Source organism: Knoellia terrae (genome assembly GCF_048606435.1).
Classification (GTDB): Bacteria; Actinomycetota; Actinomycetes; order Actinomycetales; family Dermatophilaceae; genus Knoellia; species Knoellia terrae.
This window is the reverse complement of record NZ_JBMBWH010000003.1, coordinates 47,652-64,607: the sequence shown is the minus strand read 5'-3', so window position 1 is coordinate 64,607 and position 16,956 is coordinate 47,652. Positions and strand designations below refer to the sequence as shown.

The window sequence follows — 16,956 nt, the reverse complement described above, 5'->3', positions numbered from 1 at the left end:
GCGTGGGCGCTCCGACGACACTAGTCCCTCCACTAACCTGTGGATGTGCTGCCCCACATCACCGCGACGCGGTTCGTGACGCCCCTGAGAGAGGGCGGCTCCCTGCCCGGGCTCGTCGAGGCCTCGGACGACGGCACCTACGTCGTGAAGTTCCGCGGCGCCGGCCAGGGACTCAAGGTCCTCGTCGCCGAGGTCGTCGTCGGGGAGCTCGCCCGACGCCTCGGCATCCGGGTCCCCGAGCTGGCCGTCATCGACATGCCGGCCGCCATCGCCCGCTACGAGGCGGATGAGGAGGTCCAGGACCTCCTCAACGCCAGTCCCGGCGCCAACCTGGCCGTCGACTTCCTGCCCGGCTCGTTCGGCTACGACGGCTCCCGCGCCCCCTCTGCCGAGGAGGCGGCCGACATCGTCTGGCTCGACGCCTTCACGGCCAACGTCGACCGCACGTGGTCCAACCCCAACCTGCTCGTCTGGCACCGGGAGGTGTGGGCCATCGACCACGGCGCGGCCATCTGGTTCCACCACTCGTGGCCGAGCCGCGGCGCCGACGCCAGCCGCTTCGCCATCCAGCCCTTCGACACCTCCGAGCACGTCCTGGGTGACGTCGTGGGGGACCTCGCGGCAGCCCATCAGCGCTGCTCGGCCCTCCTCACGCCGGAGGTCCTCACCGAGGTCCTCGGCCTGGTGCCCGACGAGTGGCTCGAGCCGGCCCCGGGACTCGACGGTCCGGCCGAGCTGCGCGCGGCCTACGTCGACCACCTCACCCGCCGCCTCGAGCAGGCCGAGTCCTGGTGGGAGGCCGCACGATGAGCGCCCACCCGTACCAGTACGTCGTGCTGAGGTGCGTCCCCCGCGTCGACCGCGGTGAGTGCGTCAACGTCGGCGTGGTGCTGTTCTCGCAGTCGGCCGGGTTCCTCGGTGCGGCCTGCCACGTCGACGAGAACCGGCTCCGAGCCCTGGCCTCGGACCTCGACCTGGAGGCGGTGTCGGCCTCGCTGGCCGTCGTCGACGACGTCTGCGCCGGCACGGACGGCGGTGGGCGGCCACGCCTGGCCACGCCCGGCAAGCGCTTCGGCTGGCTCAGCGCGCCCCGCAGCACCGTCATCCAGCCGTCGGGGGTGCACGGCGGTACCACCGCCGACCCCGCTGCGGAGCTCGAGGCCCTGCTCGACCGGCTCGTCCGCTGAGGCGTCGGACGTCTCAGCCCGAGCGGCTGCTCAGCACCTCGCTCGCGGCGATCTTGAGGATCCCACCCTCGTCGACGAGCCGGTAGCTCGTGCGCTCCACGTCGACGCGCCCGCTCTCGGACGAGTAGGTCAACGTGGCGACGACCCGGTCCGGGGGCGAGGCCCGGACGTCACTGACGCTGACGTCCTCGATGTCGTCCCAGAACGCCTCGTAGGAGCCGCGGCCACCGGCGCGCTCGGACTGGTAGTCGGACGTCATCCGGGGCCACGCGTCGGCCGTCCGATCGGGAAGGAGCGCGTAGTAGTCGGTGATCGCCGCCGCCAGCCGAGCCGCCCGGTTCGGGGAGGTGGAGGCCTGCGGTGACCTGGTCGGCGCCGAGGGTTCGGGCTCCGCGGTCGGGGTCGGAGTCGCGCTCGAGGGGCTGGGTCGTGGCGCCGTCGGTGACGGGGTCGCGGAGGTCGTCGGCGTGGGGGTCGGGCTGCTCACCGCGGCGGTCGGCGTCGACCGGCCGGTGTGCGTCCCGGCCTGCGTCCGGTTCCCACGCTCGTCGTCGGTGAGGGTGGACACCAACCCGACCACGACAGCAAGCACCACCGCAGCGGCCAGCAGCAGGAGCCACCCCGGGCGGCGTCCCCGACGCCGCTCCTCGGGTGGCGGAGCGGGCGCACCGGCGCCGACAGGGACGGGCAGCACCTCGTCGTCGGTGCGGCGGCCCTCCGGGAGCGAGGTGTCCCGTGGCTGCTGCGAGCCCAGTTCGCCCACCGCCGCAGTGCCCGCTGCCGGCCCGGCGCCCGACGCCACGTGGGTCCGCGGCAGCGCGAGAGTGGCGGCGAGGGGGATGGTGCCGTCGTCCCGAAATGAGGCCAGCGAGCGTGAGACCGTCTCCATCGTCGGGCGGGAGTCCGGGTCGGACGAGAGCATCGCGAGCAGGAACCGCGTGAGCGCGCCCGCGTGCGCCGGAGGGTGCACCTCGGCAGCGGCGACCTTGTGGAGCAGGGCGATGGAGTTCCCCTCGGACCCGAACGGCGGCTCGCCCTCCAGGGCGGCATACAGCGTCGAGCCCAGGGAGAAGACGTCGGCCGGGAAGGACGCGTCCTCACCCCGGGCCACCTCCGGCGCGAGGTAGGCCGGGGTGCCGTGGATCATCCCGGTCCGCGTGAGGGTGGCGTCGCCCATGGCGTGCGAGATGCCGAAGTCGCTGATGTGCGCCCCGCCGTCGGCGGTGATGAGGATGTTGCCGGGCTTGACGTCCCGGTGCACGATTCCCAGCTTGTGGGCCGCCGCCAGAGCGGACGCGACCTCGCTCCCCAGGCGGGCGACCTCGGGCAGGGGCAGCGGTCGTCGCTCGCGCAGCACGGTGGAGAGCGGGGTCGAGGGCACCAGCTGCATGACGAGGCAGGGCTGGCCGTCGTGCTCGACCGCGTCGAACACGGGCACCGCGTGGGGGTGGTGGAGCCTGGCGGTGATGCGGGCCTCGCGCATGGCGCGGTGCTTCGCCTCCTCTGCCTCGGCCTCGGGGACGCCCGCGAGCGTGCGCAGCTGCTTGATGGCGACCGACCGCTCGAGACGCTCGTCCCACGCCTCCCAGACGACCCCCATGCCTCCGGTGGCGATCATCGAGACGAGGCGGTAGCGCCCAGCGATCAGCACCTCCGGAACGCTCACTCAGGGTCTCCTCCCATGGCCTGTGACACTCGAGCCTAAGGCCGGACCGGCACTGGATCGGTCGAGAGGTGCCCGGATCTGGCTCACGAGGCTGCTCGTGGGCCCGGTGCCCGGCGTCAGTGCACCCTGAGGGCCCATGCCGCGACGGCGCCCGCAGCGGCGACGTTGAGCGAGTCCACTCCCCCGGCCATCGGGATGGTGACGACCACGTCGGCGCCCTCCACGGTGCGTCGTCCGAGCCCGTCGCCCTCGGTGCCGAGGACGAGGGCCAGACGGTCGGGCGGGCTCGCGGCCAGGGCGTCGAGCCCGACCGCCTCCTCCGAGAGAGCCAGGGCCGCGACGGTGAAGCCGCTGTCGCGCAGCTGGTCCATACCTGCGGGCCAGGGGTCGATCCGGGTCCACGGCACCTGGAAGACCGTGCCCATGGAGACCCGGATGGCCCGGCGGTACAACGGGTCGGCACACCTCGGGGTCACGAGGACCGCGTCCATGCCCAGGGCGGCGGCGCTCCGGAACACGGCTCCGACGTTGGTGTGGTCGACGACGTCCTCGATGACGAGGACCCGCCGGGCCCCGGCGACGACGTCCGCGACCGTCCGCAGGGCAGGGCGCTGCATCGAGGCCAGTGCCCCCCGGTGCAGGTGGAACCCGGTGAAGCTCTCGATGACGTCGTGGTCGGCCACGAGCACGGGTATGCCGTCCTGCTCGGCCTGCGTGACCAGGTCACCGAGGTCGGTCAGCCAGCGCTCGGCCATGAGGTAGGAGCGCGGCCGGTGCCCGGCGTCGAGGGCCCGACGGATGACCTTCTCCGACTCGGCGATGTAGAGGCCGCGCTCCGGCTCGGTCCGCCGTCGCAGCGCGACGTCGGTGAGCCCCACGTAGTCGTGGACACGCGGGTCGCTGGGGTCGGTGATCCGGATCGGCACGAGGGAGAGGCTAGAAGACCAGCGCGCGCAGCAGGATGCTGGCACCCGCGAGGGCGCTGAACGAGAGGACGCCGCGTCGCAGGTGCTCGGTCCGCAGGTGACGACGCAGCGGTGCGGCGACGGCATACCCGATCGCGACGAACGGCAGCCAGACGAGCCCCGCGAGCAGCTGGGCACGCGTGAACTCGCCGGCGACGGACAGCGAGCCGATGGCCATGACGGCGCCGGCGACGAAGAACGCGGCCAGGGTCGAGCGCACCCGCTCGGGGCGCTCGTGCTGGAGGACCAGGGCGAGGAACGGTCCGCCGATGCTCGTCGCGGTCCCCGACACACCGGCGACCGCCCCGGCGATCGCCGCGTTGCGTGAGGTCATCCGGATCTCGACCGTCGTCAGCGAGGCGGCCACGGTGACGAGGATGAGGACGGCGACGGCGACCGAGAGGGACCGCACGGAGAGGAACGCCACGGCCACGACGCCGACCGGGGTGAGGACCAGCCGCGCGACGAGCGCCCACCCCAGCGGTCGCCACGAGATGTCGACCGGTGCGAGGAGGAGCTGGGCCACCGGCAGCGAGAAGCTCGCCACGAGCAGCGCGCCCGGCATGAGCTCCGGCGCGAGGACGACGACGAAGGGCGCGGCCACGACGGCCAGCCCGAAGCCGATCGAGGACTGGACGAAGGCCCCCGCCACCAGCGCCGCACCGAGCCCCAGGACCACCGGCCAGTCCATCACCCGAACCAGACCATGCGCACGATCGCCACCAGACCGATGGTGATGATGACCGCCCGCAGGACCGCCGGCGGGAGCCGGCGGCCGACCCGTGAGCCGAGCAGACCACCCACGAGGGCGCCGAGCGCGATCAGCCCCGCGACGAGCCAGTCGACCTGGTCGGGGGCGACGACGACGAAGGTCAGGGCGGCGACGGCGTTGACGATGGTCGACAGGACGTTCTTGATGCCGTTGAGCCGCTGCAGCCCCTCGCTGGTCAGCGTCGTGAGGAGGCCCATGAGGATGACCCCCTGGGCCGCCCCGAAGTACCCGCCGTAGACGGCGGTGCCGAAGATCCCGGCGAGCAGCACGAGCGCCCGCCGCCGGGAGTGCTCCTCGGTCGCGGGCACCGCGGTCCCCCGCCGGGCCGTGGCCCAGGCCGTGAGGCGGGGACCGACGGCGACGAGCAGGACGCCGAGCCCGATGAGGACCGGCACGACCGTCCGGAAGGCGGCGGGGTCGAGGACGAGCAGCAGCACCGCGCCCACGACGCCACCGAGCAGCGACATCGGGGCCCACCGCCGCAGCGTCGCTCCGGCGCCGCGCAGCTCGTGCCGGTAGCCCCACGAGCCGGTGAGGCCACCGGCCACGAGGCCGACGGTGTTGGAGACGTTGGCCACGACCGGCGGGTACCCGAAGAACAGCAGGGTCGGGAAGGTCACGAGGGTGCCCGAACCCACGACGGTGTTGATCGTGCCGGCGAGGACGCCGGCCACGAAGACGAGCGTCGCCTCGGCTGCGCCCACCTCAGCTCTCGCGGGGAGGGACCGCGTCCGCCGGCGGCGTCAGCGGCGGCTGCTGGCGGGCGGGCGGGGTCGCGTGGTCCTTCGCCTCGCGGGAGGCGTCGCCGGCCTCGCCGCGCGCCTCGGCCAGGGCCTGCGCCGGGTCGGCGAGGACGGTGTCGTCGAACGGGGTGGACAGCTCCTCGGTCGGCTCCCACGCGTCGGAGTCACCGTCGTCGAACCCGCCACCGCCGTCGCCGCGTCCGAGGGCACCACCGATCCCCTTGAGCGCGTCGGTCAGCTCGCTCGGGATGATCCACATCTTGTTGGAGTCACCGCGGGCGATCTGCGGGAGGACCTGGAGGTACTGGTAGGCGAGCAGCTTCTGGGTCGGCTTGCCGCGGTGGATGGCGTCGAAGACCTGCTGGATCGCGCGGGCCTGGCCCTGGGCCTCGAGCACCCGGGCCTGCGCCGAGCCCTCGGCGCGCAGGATCTGGCTCTGCTTCTCGCCCTCGGCGGTGAGGATGCTCGACTGCTTGGCGCCCTCGGCGGTGAGGATGATCGCGCGGCGCTCGCGCTCGGCCTTCATCTGCTTCTCCATGGACTCCTGGATCGACATGGGCGGGTCGATGGCCTTGAGCTCCACGCGGTTGACGCGGATCCCCCACTTGCCGGTCGCCTCGTCGAGGACGCCACGGAGCTGGGCGTTGATCTGGTCGCGGCTGGTCAGTGTCTGCTCGAGGTCGAGCGAGCCGATGACGTTGCGCAGGGTCGTGACGGTGAGCTGCTCGATGCCCTGGATGAAGTTGGCGATCTCGTAGACCGCGGACTTGGCGTCGATGACGGAGTAGTAGATGACGGTGTCGATGTTGACCACGAGGTTGTCGCTCGTGATGACCGGCTGCGGCGGGAACGAGACGACCTGCTCGCGCAGGTCGATGTTGGCGCGGACCTTGTCGACGAACGGCACGAGGAAGTGGATGCCTCCCTCGAGGGTGCGCGAGTAGCGGCCGAGGCGCTCGATGATGAGGGCCGTCTGCTGCGGCACGATCCGCACCGTTCGCATGATGACGATGACGGCGAAGATGAGCAGCAGCGCCAGGATGACGAGCTCGATCATGGTGACTCCCTGTCAGTGACGGTCGGCGGCGACGATGGCCGTCGCACCGTGGATGGCGATGACCCGGACGTCGTCGCCGGGGCGCAGTGAGGCGGAGCCCTCGGCGACCCGGGCCGACCACGTCTCCCCTGCGAGCTTGATGCGCCCGTCGGTGTCAGTGACGGTCTGGAGGACGCGCGCCTCGCGCCCCACAAGGCTCGACGCGCCGATGTGGTGGTCGTGCTCGCCCTCGGTGAACTTGCGCTTGATGATCGGGCGCACGACGAAGACGAGGAGGCCGGCGACGAGGATGGCGACGATGACCTGGACGGCGAGGTTGCCGCCCATCGCCGCGGCGAGCCCACCGGCCAGTGCCCCACCGGCGAGCATGAGGAAGACGAAGTCGACGGTCGCCGCCTCGATGGCGGCGAGGATCAGCGCGACCCCGATCCACGCGACCCACGGGTTGTCGGTCAGCCACTCCATGGCACTCCCCTTTCGTCCCCCACCGTCCACGACGGTGTGTGGGGCAACGATCCCACGAACGCGCGCGAGACCGTGGGCGGGTGGGGTATGCCGGTGCGTCGCGGTGGTCGTGGCCGACCGGTCGAGCGACCGGTCAGCCGGACCAGGCGAGGTAGCGGGACCCCCGCTGCTCGAGGTGCAGGGGCAGGCCGAAGGTGGCGCTGAGGTTCTCGGCGGTGAGCGTGATCTCGATCGGTCCCTGGGCGACGACCGAGCCGTCGCGCAGCAGCAGCACGTCGGTGAAGTGCGGGGGGATCTCCTCGACGTGGTGCGTGACGAGGACGAGGGCGGGGGCCATGACGTCCGCGGCGATCTCGCCGAGCCGGGCGACGAGGTCCTCGCGCCCGCCCAGGTCGAGACCGGCCGCCGGCTCGTCGAGCAGCATGAGCTCGGGGTCGGTCATCAGGGCACGGGCGATCTGGACGCGCTTGCGCTCGCCCTCCGACAGCGTGCCGAAGGTGCGGTCCCGCAGGTGCGCCGCTCCCAAGGCCTCGAGGAGCTCACCGGCGCGGGCGTGGTCGAGCGAGTCGTAGCTCTCGCGCCAGCGTCCGACGACGCCGTACGACGCCGTCACGACGACGTCCCCGACACGCTCACCACCGGGGATGCGCTCGGCGAGCGAGGCGGAGGCGAGCCCGATGCGCGGTCGCAGCTCGAAGACGTCGACGGCACCGAGGACCTCGCCGAGGACCCCCACCACGCCGCTCGTCGGGTGCATCCGGCCCGACGCCAGCTGGAGCAGGGTGGTCTTGCCCGCGCCGTTGGGGCCGAGCACGGCCCACCGCTGCCCCTCCTCGACCTCCCAGTCGATCTCGTCGAGCAGCGTCGCTCCCCCACGGACGACGCTCACGCCCGCCAGCGCCAGCACATCACTCATGGCGCACACCCTAGGCGACCCCTGCGGCTGCCTACGATGACGCCATGCCCGAGCTGCCCGCCTCCGTCCGGATCGCCCTGTGGGTCACCGCGACCTGGCAGGACGGCGGCTCCCTCGAGGAGGCCGTCCAGTCGGCGCTGCCGGACGTCGACGCGGTCGGGCCGGGCATCTCCGCCCTCGACCTGTGGCGCGAGCTCGGCGAGCGCACCGTCCTCGTCGCCCTCCCCTCCAGCGGTGACCCCAGCAGCCTCCCGCGCTGCGGCACCGACGCGATGGACGCCGCGCTCGAGGCAGAGGAGTGCGTCGTCGCCCCCGGCCTCGGGGCGATGCTCGTCCCGTCCTGGTCGACCTTCGGGGCACCGGGAGCGACCGGAGCCGACGCGGGCACGCGACTGGACTGGACGGCATACGACTGCGACCCGGTGCCGACGCACCGCGTGGAGGCACTCGACCCGCGCGAGACGGTCCGGGTGCTCACCGGCCGGGTCCTCGAGGTGACCGACCAGCTCGACGCCCTCGGCGGTCAGCCCTTCGACGCGGCCTCGGCGCGCGATGCGCTGCCCCGGCCCGGTCGGTGGGCGCTGCCCGACGCCGTGTCGCCGCAGGCGCTGCGCGCCATCACCTTCGCCGCCGCCATCGGCAACGCCGCGACCGCCGGCCTCGACGGGCCGCAGGACGCTCTCGTCGGCACCACCCTCCAGCACCGCCTCGACCTCCTGCGCGACCTGCGCCGGCTCGCCGAGCGGGCCCTCGTCGAGGCGACGAACGCCGGGGCAGCCGCGCTGGCTCAGCGCAGGACGTCGCGGTAGACCGCGAGCGTCTCGTCCCCGATGCGGGCCCAGGAGAACGACTCCACCGCGCGAGCGCGGCCGGCCCGACCGAACCGGGCGGCACGCTCGGTGTCGGACACCGCCTCGTTGAGGGCCTTCGCGAGGTCGGCGACGAAGCGGTCCGGGTCGACCGGGATGCCTGAGCCGTCCTGCACCTGCTCGATGGGGACCAGCCAGCCGGTCTCCCCGTCCAGGACGACCTCGGGGATGCCCCCGGTCGCCGTGGCCACGACCGGCAGCTCGCAGGCCATCGCCTCGAGGTTGACGATGCCGAGCGGCTCGTAGACGGAGGGGCACACGAAGACCGTGGCCGCGGACAGCACGGCGACGACCTGGGCCCTCGGGAGCATCTCGGCCACCCACACGACACCCTCGCGGGTCTCGCGCAGCCCGGCGATGAGCTCCTCGACCTCCGCCTTGATCTCCGGAGTGTCGGGGGCGCCGGCGAGCAGCACGAGCTGGACCTCGGGCGGCAGCTCCGCGGCCGCGCGCAGGAGGTAGGGCAGGCCCTTCTGCCGGGTGATCCGCCCGACGAAGACGACGCTGGGCCGGTCGGGGTCGATGCCGTGCCGCCGCACGACGTCGGCGTCCTCGGCGCGCTTCCAGAGCTCGCTGTCGATGCCGTTGTGGACGACCCTGACCTTGGCCGGGTCGATCGACGGGTAGCTGCGCAGGACGTCCTGGCGCATGCCGTCGCTCACCGCGATGACCGCGGCGGCCCCCTCGTATGCCGTCCGCTCGATCCACGAGGACAGCCGGTACCCACCGCCGAGCTGCTCGGCCTTCCACGGGCGCATCGGCTCGAGGCTGTGGGCACTGACGACGTGCGGCACCCCCTCGAGCAGGGAGGCCGTGTGGCCGGCGAAGTTGGCGTACCAGGTGTGCGAGTGGACGAGGTCCGTGCCGCCGCAGTCGGCGGCGATGGCGAGGTCGACCCCCATCGTCACGAGCGCGGGGTTGGCGCCCTCGAGAGCCGGCAGGTCGGCATACCCCGTCGTGCCCTCCTCGTCGCGGGGTGGGCCGAAGGCACGCACCCTGACGTCGATGTCGCCCCGCTCGCGCAGCGCCCGGGTCAGCTCGGCGACGTGCACGCCCGCTCCCCCGTAGATCGTCGGTGGGTACTCCTTGCTGAGGATGTCGACTCGCACGGGACCGACCCTACTGCTCTCCGAGCCCCGGCATGAGACGCCGATCACACCGGAACGGCGGCGTCCACTACGTTGGGCACATGGCATACCGCAGCGGTGGACCCAAGGTGCTCGTCATCGTCCTCGCAGGTGGGGAGGGCAAGCGGCTCATGCCCCTCACGGCGGACCGGGCGAAGCCGGCCGTGCCCTTCGGGGGCATCTACCGGCTGATCGACTTCGCCCTGAGCAACGTCGTGAACTCCGGTTACCTCAAGATCGTCGTGCTCACCCAGTACAAGTCGCACAGCCTCGACCGCCACGTGACGAAGACGTGGCGCATGTCGACGATGCTCGGCAACTACGTGGCGCCGATCCCCGCCCAGCAGCGCGTCGACAAGTCCTGGTACCAGGGCAGCGCCGACGCGATCTTCCAGAGCCTCAACACCATCACCGACGAGCGCCCGGACATCGTCGTCGTCGTCGGCGCCGACCACGTCTACCGCATGGACTTCTCGCAGATGGTGGACCAGCACGTCGAGTCCGGCGCGGGCGTCACCGTCGCGGCGATCCGCCAGCCCATCGACATGGCCGACCAGTTCGGCGTCATCGAGGTCGAGGGCGAGGACCACACGAAGATCGCGGCGTTCCTCGAGAAGCCGGCCGACCCGAACGGTCTGCCGGACTCCCCCGACGAGATCCTCGCGTCCATGGGCAACTACGTCTTCGACGCCGACGTCCTCCAGGACGCCGTGACGCGCGACTCCCAGCTCGAGGACAGCACCCACGACATGGGCGGCGACATCGTCCCGGCGCTGGTCAAGGACGGCGCGGCCTACACCTACGACTTCAAGAAGAACGTCATCCCCGGTGGCACCGAGCGGGACCAGGGGTACTGGCGCGACGTCGGGACCCTCGACTCGTACTACGAGGCGCACATGGATCTCATCTCGATCCACCCGATCTTCAACCTCTACAACTACGACTGGCCGCTCTTCACGAGCTACGGGCCCTACCCGCCGGCGAAGTTCGTCCACGGCGCGTCCGGCCGCTTCGGCGAGGCCCTCAGCTCGATGGTCTCCCCCGGCGTCATCATCAGCGGTGCCCGGGTCAACCACTCCGTGGTCTCCCCCGACGTGCGCGTCCACAGCTACAGCGAGGTCGACGACTCGGTCCTGCTCGACGGTGTCGACATCGGCCGCAACTGCCGGGTGAAGCGCGCGATCATCGACAAGAACGTCCGCCTCCCCGAGAACACCTCGATCGGCATCGACCCCGAGCAGGACCGCGCCCGCGGGTTCACCGTCACCGAGAGCGGCATCACCGTGGTCGGCAAGGGCACGGTCCTCGAGCCGTGAGCCGCGCGCGACTCGGCGTCCAGGTCCAGCCGCAGCACTCGACCTACGCCGAGATCCGCCGGACCTGCGCGGACCTCGAGGAGCTCGGTGTCGACGTCCTCTTCAACTGGGACCACTTCTACCCGCTCAACGGCGACCCGGACGGCGCCCACTTCGAGTGCTGGACGATGCTCGCCGCGTGGGCCGAGGCCACCGAGCGCGTCGAGCTGGGCGCCCTCGTGACGTGCAACTCGTACCGCAACCCCGACCTGCTCGCCGACATGGCGCGGACCGTCGACCACATCTCGGCGCGTGGAGGTGAGGGGCGGCTCATCCTCGGCATCGGCTCGGGCTGGTTCGAGCGCGACTACGACGAGTACGGCTACGAGTTCGGCACGGCCGGCGGTCGGCTCGACGCGCTCGACCGCGACCTGCCCCGCATCAAGGCCCGGTGGGGCCGGCTCAACCCGGCGCCCACGCGCCCGATCCCGGTCCTCGTCGGTGGCGGCGGCGAGCGCAAGACGCTGCGCATCGTCGCCGAGCAGGCGGACATCTGGCACGGGTTCGGTGGTCCGGAGACGATCGCGCACAAGCACTCGGTGCTCGACGAGTGGTGCGCCAAGGTCGGTCGGGACCCGGCCGCCATCGAGCGGTCGGCCGGCGTGAGCCCGCTGCCCGGGCGGTTCCCCGAGGACGTCGCGGACCACGCCGCCTCCGCGGAAGCCCTGTACGCCGTCGGAACCCGGCTGTTCACCGTCAGCGTCGGCGGTCCGACGCACGACCTCGGTCCAGTCCGTGACCTCGTTGCGTGGCGGGACGCCGTCAACTCCTAGCCTGTGGGCGTGACCACCGCCTCCGGCTCCGAGAACGTCCCCACGCTGCTCGTGACGCTCACCGGCGACGACCGACCCGGCGTGACGAGCGCGCTCTTCGACACGGTGGCGCCCACGGGCGCGGTCGTCCTCGACCTCGAGCAGGTGGTCGTGCGCGGCCAGCTGACCCTGGCGGCGCTCCTCGCCCCCCAGGGCGATGCGGCAGCGCTACGGGGCGTGGTCGACGCGGTGGGCGAGCGGCTGGGCCTGTCGGTGAGCGTCGTCGAGGGTCACGGTGACAGCCGCCGGCGACCCACCGGCCGGGCGGCCGTCGTCGTCCTCGGGGCACCGCTGCGCGCCGAGGCGGTGGCCGCGGTCTCGCGCTCGGTGGCCGACCACGGGGCCAACATCGACCGGATCCGGCGTCTGTCGCGCTACCCGGTCACGACACTCGAGCTCGACGTCAGCGGTGCCGACCTCCCCGCCCTGCGCCGCGAGCTCTCGCTGGTCGCGGCCCAGCAGCGCGTCGACATCGCCGTTGCCGCGACCGGGCTCGCCCGCCGCGGCAGGCGGCTCGTCGTCATGGACGTCGACTCGACCCTCATCCAGGACGAGGTCATCGAGCTGCTGGCCGAGCACGCGGGGCGCGGTGCCGAGGTCGCGGCGGTGACGGAGCGGGCGATGGCGGGCGAGCTCGACTTCGCGCAGAGCCTGCACGCCCGCGTCGCGACCCTGGCCGGGCTCGAGGCGTCGGTCCTCGACGAGGTGAGGGAGGCCGTGCGCCTCACACCCGGCGCCCGAACGCTCGTGCGCACCCTCAAGCGGCTCGGCTTCACGGTGGCGCTGGTCTCGGGAGGCTTCCTCGAGATCGTGCAGCCGATCGCGGACGAGCTCGGTATCGACCACGCACGCGCCAACCGCCTCGAGGTCGTCGACGGACGCCTCACCGGTCGGGTCCTCGGTGACGTGGTCGACCGGCAGGGCAAGGCCCAGGCACTGCGGGAGTTCGCCGCGGCTGCCGGGCTTCCCCTGGCACGCACCGTAGCCATCGGCGACGGCGCCAACGACCTCGACATGCTCGGTGTCGCCGGCCTCGGGATCGCCTTCAACGCCAAGCCGGTCGTGCGCGAGCAGGCCGACACCTCCGTGACGGTTCCCTACCTCGACGCGGTCCTCCACCTCCTCGGCATCACGCGCGAGGAGATCGAGGAGGCCGACGACGCCGATGGCGCTCCGACACCGGCGCCTGCTGTCGACCACGGCTGACACCTCCTAGGCTGTGCCAATGCCCCGCTACCCGTCCGCGACGCCGACGCTCTTCATCATCGGTGGCGCAGAGGACCGTGTCGGCCGGGCGGCCCTGCTGCGGCGCTTCGTGCGTCTCAGCGGCGGCAGGCGCTCCCGGCTCGTCGTCATCCCCACCGCGTCGTCGTTCCAGAACGAGGTCGTCGACTCCTACCGGCAGGTCTTCACCCGGTTCGGGGTCGAGGCCATCGACGTGGTCAACCCCCAGTCCCGCCGCGAGGCGCACGACCCGGACGCGGTCGCGCTCGTCGACCAGGCGAGCGGGATCTTCATGAGCGGGGGCTCACAGCTGCGGCTGTCCCAGTTCTTCCCGGGCACCCCGCTCGGGGACGCGCTGCACCGGGCCCACGCACGCGGCGCCGTCGTCGCGGGCACGTCCGCCGGTGCGTCGATCATGAGCGAGTTCATGATCTCGATGGGCGACGAGGGGATCACGCCGGTCCAGCGCGGCAGCCAGATCAGCGCCGGCATCGGGCTCCTCAAGGGTGTCGTCGTCGACCAGCACTTCGCCCAGCGCTCCCGCTACGGCCGGCTCCTCTCCGTGGTGGCCGCGTCCCCCAGCCTGCTCGGCATCGGGATCGACGAGGACACCGCCATCGAGGTCCACCACGGGACCCGCTTCACCGTGCACGGTCGCGGTGGCGTCATCGTCATGGACTGCCGTGACGTCACCACGGACGCCCCCGACGCCCGACGCGGCGCACCGCTGCTCATCTCGGGCGCGGTGATCCACACCCTCCCGGCCGGCGCGACCTTCGACCTGTCGGCGGCCGAGCTGGTCGACTTCGTCGAGCAGCATCCCGACGTCGACGCCGGGCTCGCCGCCGCCAAGCACTGACGTCGGCCGCCCCGGCAGCTGCCCTCTCCCCTCCCCCGTCCACCGACCACACCGCCACGAGGAGTCCGATGACCGAGGACCGCCCGACCCCCACCGGCCCCGCTGCCCCGGAGCTCACGATCGTCGAGTCCCGGGTCTACCGCGGGGGCAACATCTGGTCCTACGACCCGTCGATCCACCTCGTCGTCGACCTCGGCATCCTCGAGCAGTACCCCACCGACCTCCTCGAGGGCTTCACCGACCGGCTCCTCGAGCTGCTCCCCGGCCTCGAGAACCACAGCTGCTCGCGCGGCGTGAAGGGCGGTTTCATCCAGCGGCTGCGGGAGGGCACCTGGCTCGGGCACGTCGCCGAGCACATCGCGCTCCAGCTCCAGCAGGAGGCCGGCCACGACCAGCGCCGGGGCAAGACCCGCCAGGTCAAGGGCTCCCCCGGGCGCTACAACGTCATCTACGGCTACACCGACGAGGGGGTGGGCCTCGCGGCCGGCACGCTCGCCGTGCGGCTCGTCAACCACCTCGTCCGGGCCGAGGAGGGCTTCGAGTTCGACAGCGCCCTCGAGGCGTTCCTCAAGCGGGCGGAGCGCACCGCCTTCGGGCCGTCCACCGCGGCCATCCTCGAGGAGGCCGTGAGCCGCGACATCCCCTTCATCCGGCTCAACAGCGCCAGCCTCGTGCAGCTCGGCCAGGGCGTCCACGCCCAGCGCATCCGGGCCACGATGACGTCCAAGACCGGGGCACTGGCGGTCGACATCGCCTCGGACAAGGACCTCACGACCAAGCTGCTCGGGTCGGCCGGGCTGCCGGTCCCCAAGCAGGACACCGTGCGTGGACCCGAGGACGCCGTCGCGGCCGCCCGCCGGATTGGCTTCCCGGTCGTCGTCAAGCCGCTCGACGGCAACCACGGCCGGGGCGTGTGCCTCGACCTCCAGTCCGACGACGAGGTGCGCGAGGCGTTCGCCATCGCGCGCGAGCAGTCCCGCCGCGGCAGCGTCATCGTCGAGTCGTTCGTCACCGGCAAGGACTACCGCTGCCTCATCGTCGGCGGGAAGATGCAGGCGATCGCGGAGCGCGTGCCCGCCCACGTCGTCGGCGACGGCGAGCACACCGTTAGCGAGCTCGTCGAGATCACCAACGCCGACCCGCGTCGTGGCGTCGGCCACGAGAAGGTGCTGACCCGGATCAAGGTCGACCGGGCCGCCGAGGGGCTCGTGCGCGAGCAGGGCTTCGCCCTCGACGACGTCCCGCCGCAGGGCACGATGGTCAAGCTCGCGCTCACCGGCAACATGTCGACCGGTGGCATCTCGGTGGACCGCACCTTCGACGCTCACCCCGACAACGTCGAGATCGCCGAGGAGGCTGCCCGCATGGTGGGGCTCGACGTCGCCGGCATCGACTTCATCTGCCCCGACATCGCCTCGCCCGTCCGTGAGACCGGTGGCGCCATCTGCGAGGTCAACGCCGCGCCCGGCTTCCGGATGCACACGCACCCGACGATCGGTGAGCCGCAGTTCATCGCCCGGCCCGTCGTGGACCTGCTCTTCCCGCCGGGCGCTCCCTCCCGTGTGCCGATCGTCGCGGTGACGGGCACGAACGGGAAGACGACGACGTCGCGGATGATCGCCCACATCATGAAGGGCGTCGGGCACAAGGTCGGCATGACCTCGACCGATGGCATCGTCGTGGACGAGCGGCTGGTTTTCAAGGCCGACGCCTCCGGACCCAAGTCCGCCCGCATGGTGCTGCAGAACCCCCGGGTCGACTTCGCCGTCATGGAGGTCGCCCGCGGCGGCATCCTGCGCGAGGGCCTCGGCTACGACCGCAACGACGTCGCGGTCGTCACCAACGTCGCCCCCGACCACCTGGGGCTGCGCGGGATCGACACCGTCGAGCAGCTGGCCGACGTCAAGGCCGTCATCGTGGAGGCCGTGCCCCGCAACGGCTTCGCCGTCCTCAACGCCGACGACGCCCTCGTGCGCAAGATGCGCCGACGCTGCTCCGGCTCGATCATCTGGTTCACGACCTCCGAGCCCGGCTCGGCCGTTCGCGACTTCGTCGACGCGCACTGCCGCCGGGGTGGGCGCGCCGTCGTGCTCGAGCCGTCGGAGAAGGGCGACATGATCGTCATCCGCCACGGCCGCCGGGCGATGCAGCTCGCGTGGACCCACCTGCTGCCCTCGACGTTCGGCGGCACGGCGATGTTCAACGTGTCCAACGCGATGGCCGCCGCCGGTGCCGCCTTCGCGGTCGGCACCGGGCTGCACGAGATCCGCCAGGGCCTGCGGACCTTCTCGACGAGCTACTACCTCTCCCCCGGCCGCATGAACCAGGTGAACGTCAACAACATCGACGTCATCGTCGACTACTGCCACAACGCCCCCGGCATGAAGGTGCTCGGCCAGTTCGTCGAGCGCTACGCCGACGCCAAGGCCGGGGCCAGCGAGCTGGGCAAGATCTCCCGGCTCGGAGTGATCGCCACGGCCGGTGACCGTCGGGACGAGGACATGCGCGAGCTCGGCATGCTCGCGGCGCAGCACTTCGACGTCCTCGTCGTCCGCGAGGACGTCGGGCTCCGCGGGCGGTCCCGCGGCGAGACGGCGACGCTGGTGGCCGAGGGTGCCAAGAAGGCCATGTCGGAGGGTGCTCGCTGCCGCCAGGTCGAGGTCGTCACCGACGAGCTCTCGGCCGTGCGGCACGTCATGGCGCGCGCCAACCCCGGCGACATCGTCGTCGTCTGCGTCGACCAGCACGGCGTCGTCATGAACGAGCTCGAGACGATGACCAAGCAGGCGCAGCCCGGCACGCACACCGCGGACTCGCTCGCCGACCCCGACCTCGACCCGATCGTCCTGTCGGCCGAGGCCCAGGTCAGCGGTGTCGAGGCCACCGACCAGGACCTCGCCGAGCACGAGCTCGACGAGCCGGAGCCGGTCAGGTCCTGA

16 protein-coding genes are annotated in these 16,956 nt (G+C 72.2%); 8 read left to right on the top strand and 8 right to left on the bottom strand.

Going from position 1 to position 16,956, the window contains the following annotated elements; genetic code table 11:
* The first annotated feature begins 45 nt into the window (after positions 1-45).
* Together ACOJV9_RS05530 and ACOJV9_RS05525 are read left to right on the top strand one after the other, a co-directional pair.
* On the top strand, positions 46-810 hold the full coding sequence (locus tag ACOJV9_RS05530; protein ID WP_420184193.1) for a HipA family kinase: 765 nt from the start codon (positions 46-48) through the stop codon (positions 808-810).
* The gene (locus ACOJV9_RS05525) at positions 807-1,187 is read left to right on the top strand and encodes a DUF3037 domain-containing protein (protein ID WP_420184192.1); all 381 of its coding nucleotides are present in this window, start codon (positions 807-809) and stop codon (positions 1,185-1,187) included. The genes ACOJV9_RS05530 and ACOJV9_RS05525 overlap by 4 nt, the downstream gene beginning before the upstream one ends.
* A gap of 13 nt (positions 1,188-1,200) precedes the next feature.
* Here the strand turns inward: ACOJV9_RS05525 and ACOJV9_RS05520 are convergent, their stop codons facing one another.
* The 7 genes from ACOJV9_RS05520 to ACOJV9_RS05490 all read right to left on the bottom strand — a co-directional run bounded on the left by ACOJV9_RS05520 (position 1,201) and on the right by ACOJV9_RS05490 (position 7,771).
* A complete protein-coding gene (locus tag ACOJV9_RS05520; protein WP_420184191.1) occupies positions 1,201-2,853 on the bottom strand; it encodes a serine/threonine-protein kinase in 1,653 nt (550 codons plus the stop codon).
* 116 nt (positions 2,854-2,969) lie between these two features.
* Entirely contained in the window at positions 2,970-3,779 is an 810-nt protein-coding gene (locus tag ACOJV9_RS05515) for a TrmH family RNA methyltransferase (RefSeq protein ID WP_420184190.1), read from the bottom strand.
* Between the two features lie 10 nt (positions 3,780-3,789).
* On the bottom strand, positions 3,790-4,509 hold the full coding sequence (locus ACOJV9_RS05510) for a TSUP family transporter (protein WP_420184189.1): 720 nt from the start codon (positions 4,507-4,509) through the stop codon (positions 3,790-3,792).
* A complete protein-coding gene (locus ACOJV9_RS05505; RefSeq protein WP_420184188.1) occupies positions 4,509-5,294 on the bottom strand; it encodes a sulfite exporter TauE/SafE family protein in 786 nt (261 codons plus the stop codon). The genes ACOJV9_RS05510 and ACOJV9_RS05505 overlap by 1 nt, the downstream gene beginning before the upstream one ends.
* A 1-nt stretch (position 5,295) precedes the next feature.
* Positions 5,296-6,390, bottom strand: a complete 1,095-nt coding sequence (locus ACOJV9_RS05500) for an SPFH domain-containing protein (RefSeq protein WP_420184187.1) — start codon at positions 6,388-6,390, stop codon at positions 5,296-5,298.
* Between the two features lie 12 nt (positions 6,391-6,402).
* On the bottom strand, positions 6,403-6,855 hold the full coding sequence (locus tag ACOJV9_RS05495; protein WP_420184186.1) for an NfeD family protein: 453 nt from the start codon (positions 6,853-6,855) through the stop codon (positions 6,403-6,405).
* Positions 6,856-6,988: 133 nt separating this feature from the next.
* Positions 6,989-7,771 carry an ABC transporter ATP-binding protein gene (locus ACOJV9_RS05490; protein WP_420184185.1) on the bottom strand — a complete coding sequence of 261 codons (783 nt, stop codon included), beginning with the start codon at positions 7,769-7,771 and terminating at the stop codon, positions 6,989-6,991.
* A 44-nt stretch (positions 7,772-7,815) separates the two neighbouring features.
* On the opposite strand from ACOJV9_RS05490, the gene ACOJV9_RS05485 reads away from it, so the two are divergent.
* On the top strand, positions 7,816-8,580 hold the full coding sequence (locus ACOJV9_RS05485) for a hypothetical protein (RefSeq protein WP_420184184.1): 765 nt from the start codon (positions 7,816-7,818) through the stop codon (positions 8,578-8,580).
* Here ACOJV9_RS05485 and glgA read toward each other — a convergent pair.
* On the bottom strand, positions 8,559-9,749 hold the full coding sequence (gene glgA, locus ACOJV9_RS05480; RefSeq protein WP_420184183.1) for a glycogen synthase: 1,191 nt from the start codon (positions 9,747-9,749) through the stop codon (positions 8,559-8,561). The genes ACOJV9_RS05485 and glgA overlap by 22 nt on opposite strands.
* A gap of 80 nt (positions 9,750-9,829) precedes the next feature.
* Here glgA and glgC point away from each other — a divergent pair, with 80 nt between their 5' ends.
* From glgC to cphA, 5 genes are all read left to right on the top strand, one after another.
* Positions 9,830-11,083 (top strand): glucose-1-phosphate adenylyltransferase, encoded by a 1,254-nt coding sequence (glgC, locus tag ACOJV9_RS05475; protein ID WP_420184182.1) that lies wholly within the window; start codon positions 9,830-9,832, stop codon positions 11,081-11,083.
* Entirely contained in the window at positions 11,080-11,895 is an 816-nt protein-coding gene (locus tag ACOJV9_RS05470; RefSeq protein ID WP_420184181.1) for an LLM class F420-dependent oxidoreductase, read from the top strand. The genes glgC and ACOJV9_RS05470 overlap by 4 nt, the downstream gene beginning before the upstream one ends.
* Before the next feature lie 9 nt (positions 11,896-11,904).
* The gene (serB, locus tag ACOJV9_RS05465) at positions 11,905-13,140 is read left to right on the top strand and encodes a phosphoserine phosphatase SerB (RefSeq protein WP_420184180.1); all 1,236 of its coding nucleotides are present in this window, start codon (positions 11,905-11,907) and stop codon (positions 13,138-13,140) included.
* A 19-nt stretch (positions 13,141-13,159) separates the two neighbouring features.
* Positions 13,160-14,017, top strand: coding sequence for a cyanophycinase (locus ACOJV9_RS05460; RefSeq protein ID WP_420184179.1), 858 nt, complete (start codon positions 13,160-13,162; stop codon positions 14,015-14,017).
* Positions 14,018-14,085: 68 nt separating this feature from the next.
* Entirely contained in the window at positions 14,086-16,956 is a 2,871-nt protein-coding gene (gene cphA, locus ACOJV9_RS05455) for a cyanophycin synthetase (protein WP_420184178.1), read from the top strand.

Excerpts from the sequence above, each read along its gene's own strand:
- ACOJV9_RS05490 (WP_420184185.1), bottom strand. The coding sequence starts at position 7,771 with ATGAGTGATGTGCTGGCGCTGGCGGGCGTGAGCGTCGTCCGTGGGGGA.
- ACOJV9_RS05525 (WP_420184192.1), top strand. The coding sequence starts at position 807 with ATGAGCGCCCACCCGTACCAGTACGTCGTGCTGAGGTGCGTCCCCCGC.
- ACOJV9_RS05485 (WP_420184184.1), top strand. The coding sequence starts at position 7,816 with ATGCCCGAGCTGCCCGCCTCCGTCCGGATCGCCCTGTGGGTCACCGCG.
- glgC (WP_420184182.1), top strand. The coding sequence starts at position 9,830 with ATGGCATACCGCAGCGGTGGACCCAAGGTGCTCGTCATCGTCCTCGCA.
- cphA (WP_420184178.1), top strand. The coding sequence starts at position 14,086 with ATGACCGAGGACCGCCCGACCCCCACCGGCCCCGCTGCCCCGGAGCTC.
- ACOJV9_RS05510 (WP_420184189.1), bottom strand. The coding sequence starts at position 4,509 with ATGGACTGGCCGGTGGTCCTGGGGCTCGGTGCGGCGCTGGTGGCGGGG.
- ACOJV9_RS05500 (WP_420184187.1), bottom strand. The coding sequence starts at position 6,390 with ATGATCGAGCTCGTCATCCTGGCGCTGCTGCTCATCTTCGCCGTCATC.
- ACOJV9_RS05495 (WP_420184186.1), bottom strand. The coding sequence starts at position 6,855 with ATGGAGTGGCTGACCGACAACCCGTGGGTCGCGTGGATCGGGGTCGCG.
- ACOJV9_RS05460 (WP_420184179.1), top strand. The coding sequence starts at position 13,160 with ATGCCCCGCTACCCGTCCGCGACGCCGACGCTCTTCATCATCGGTGGC.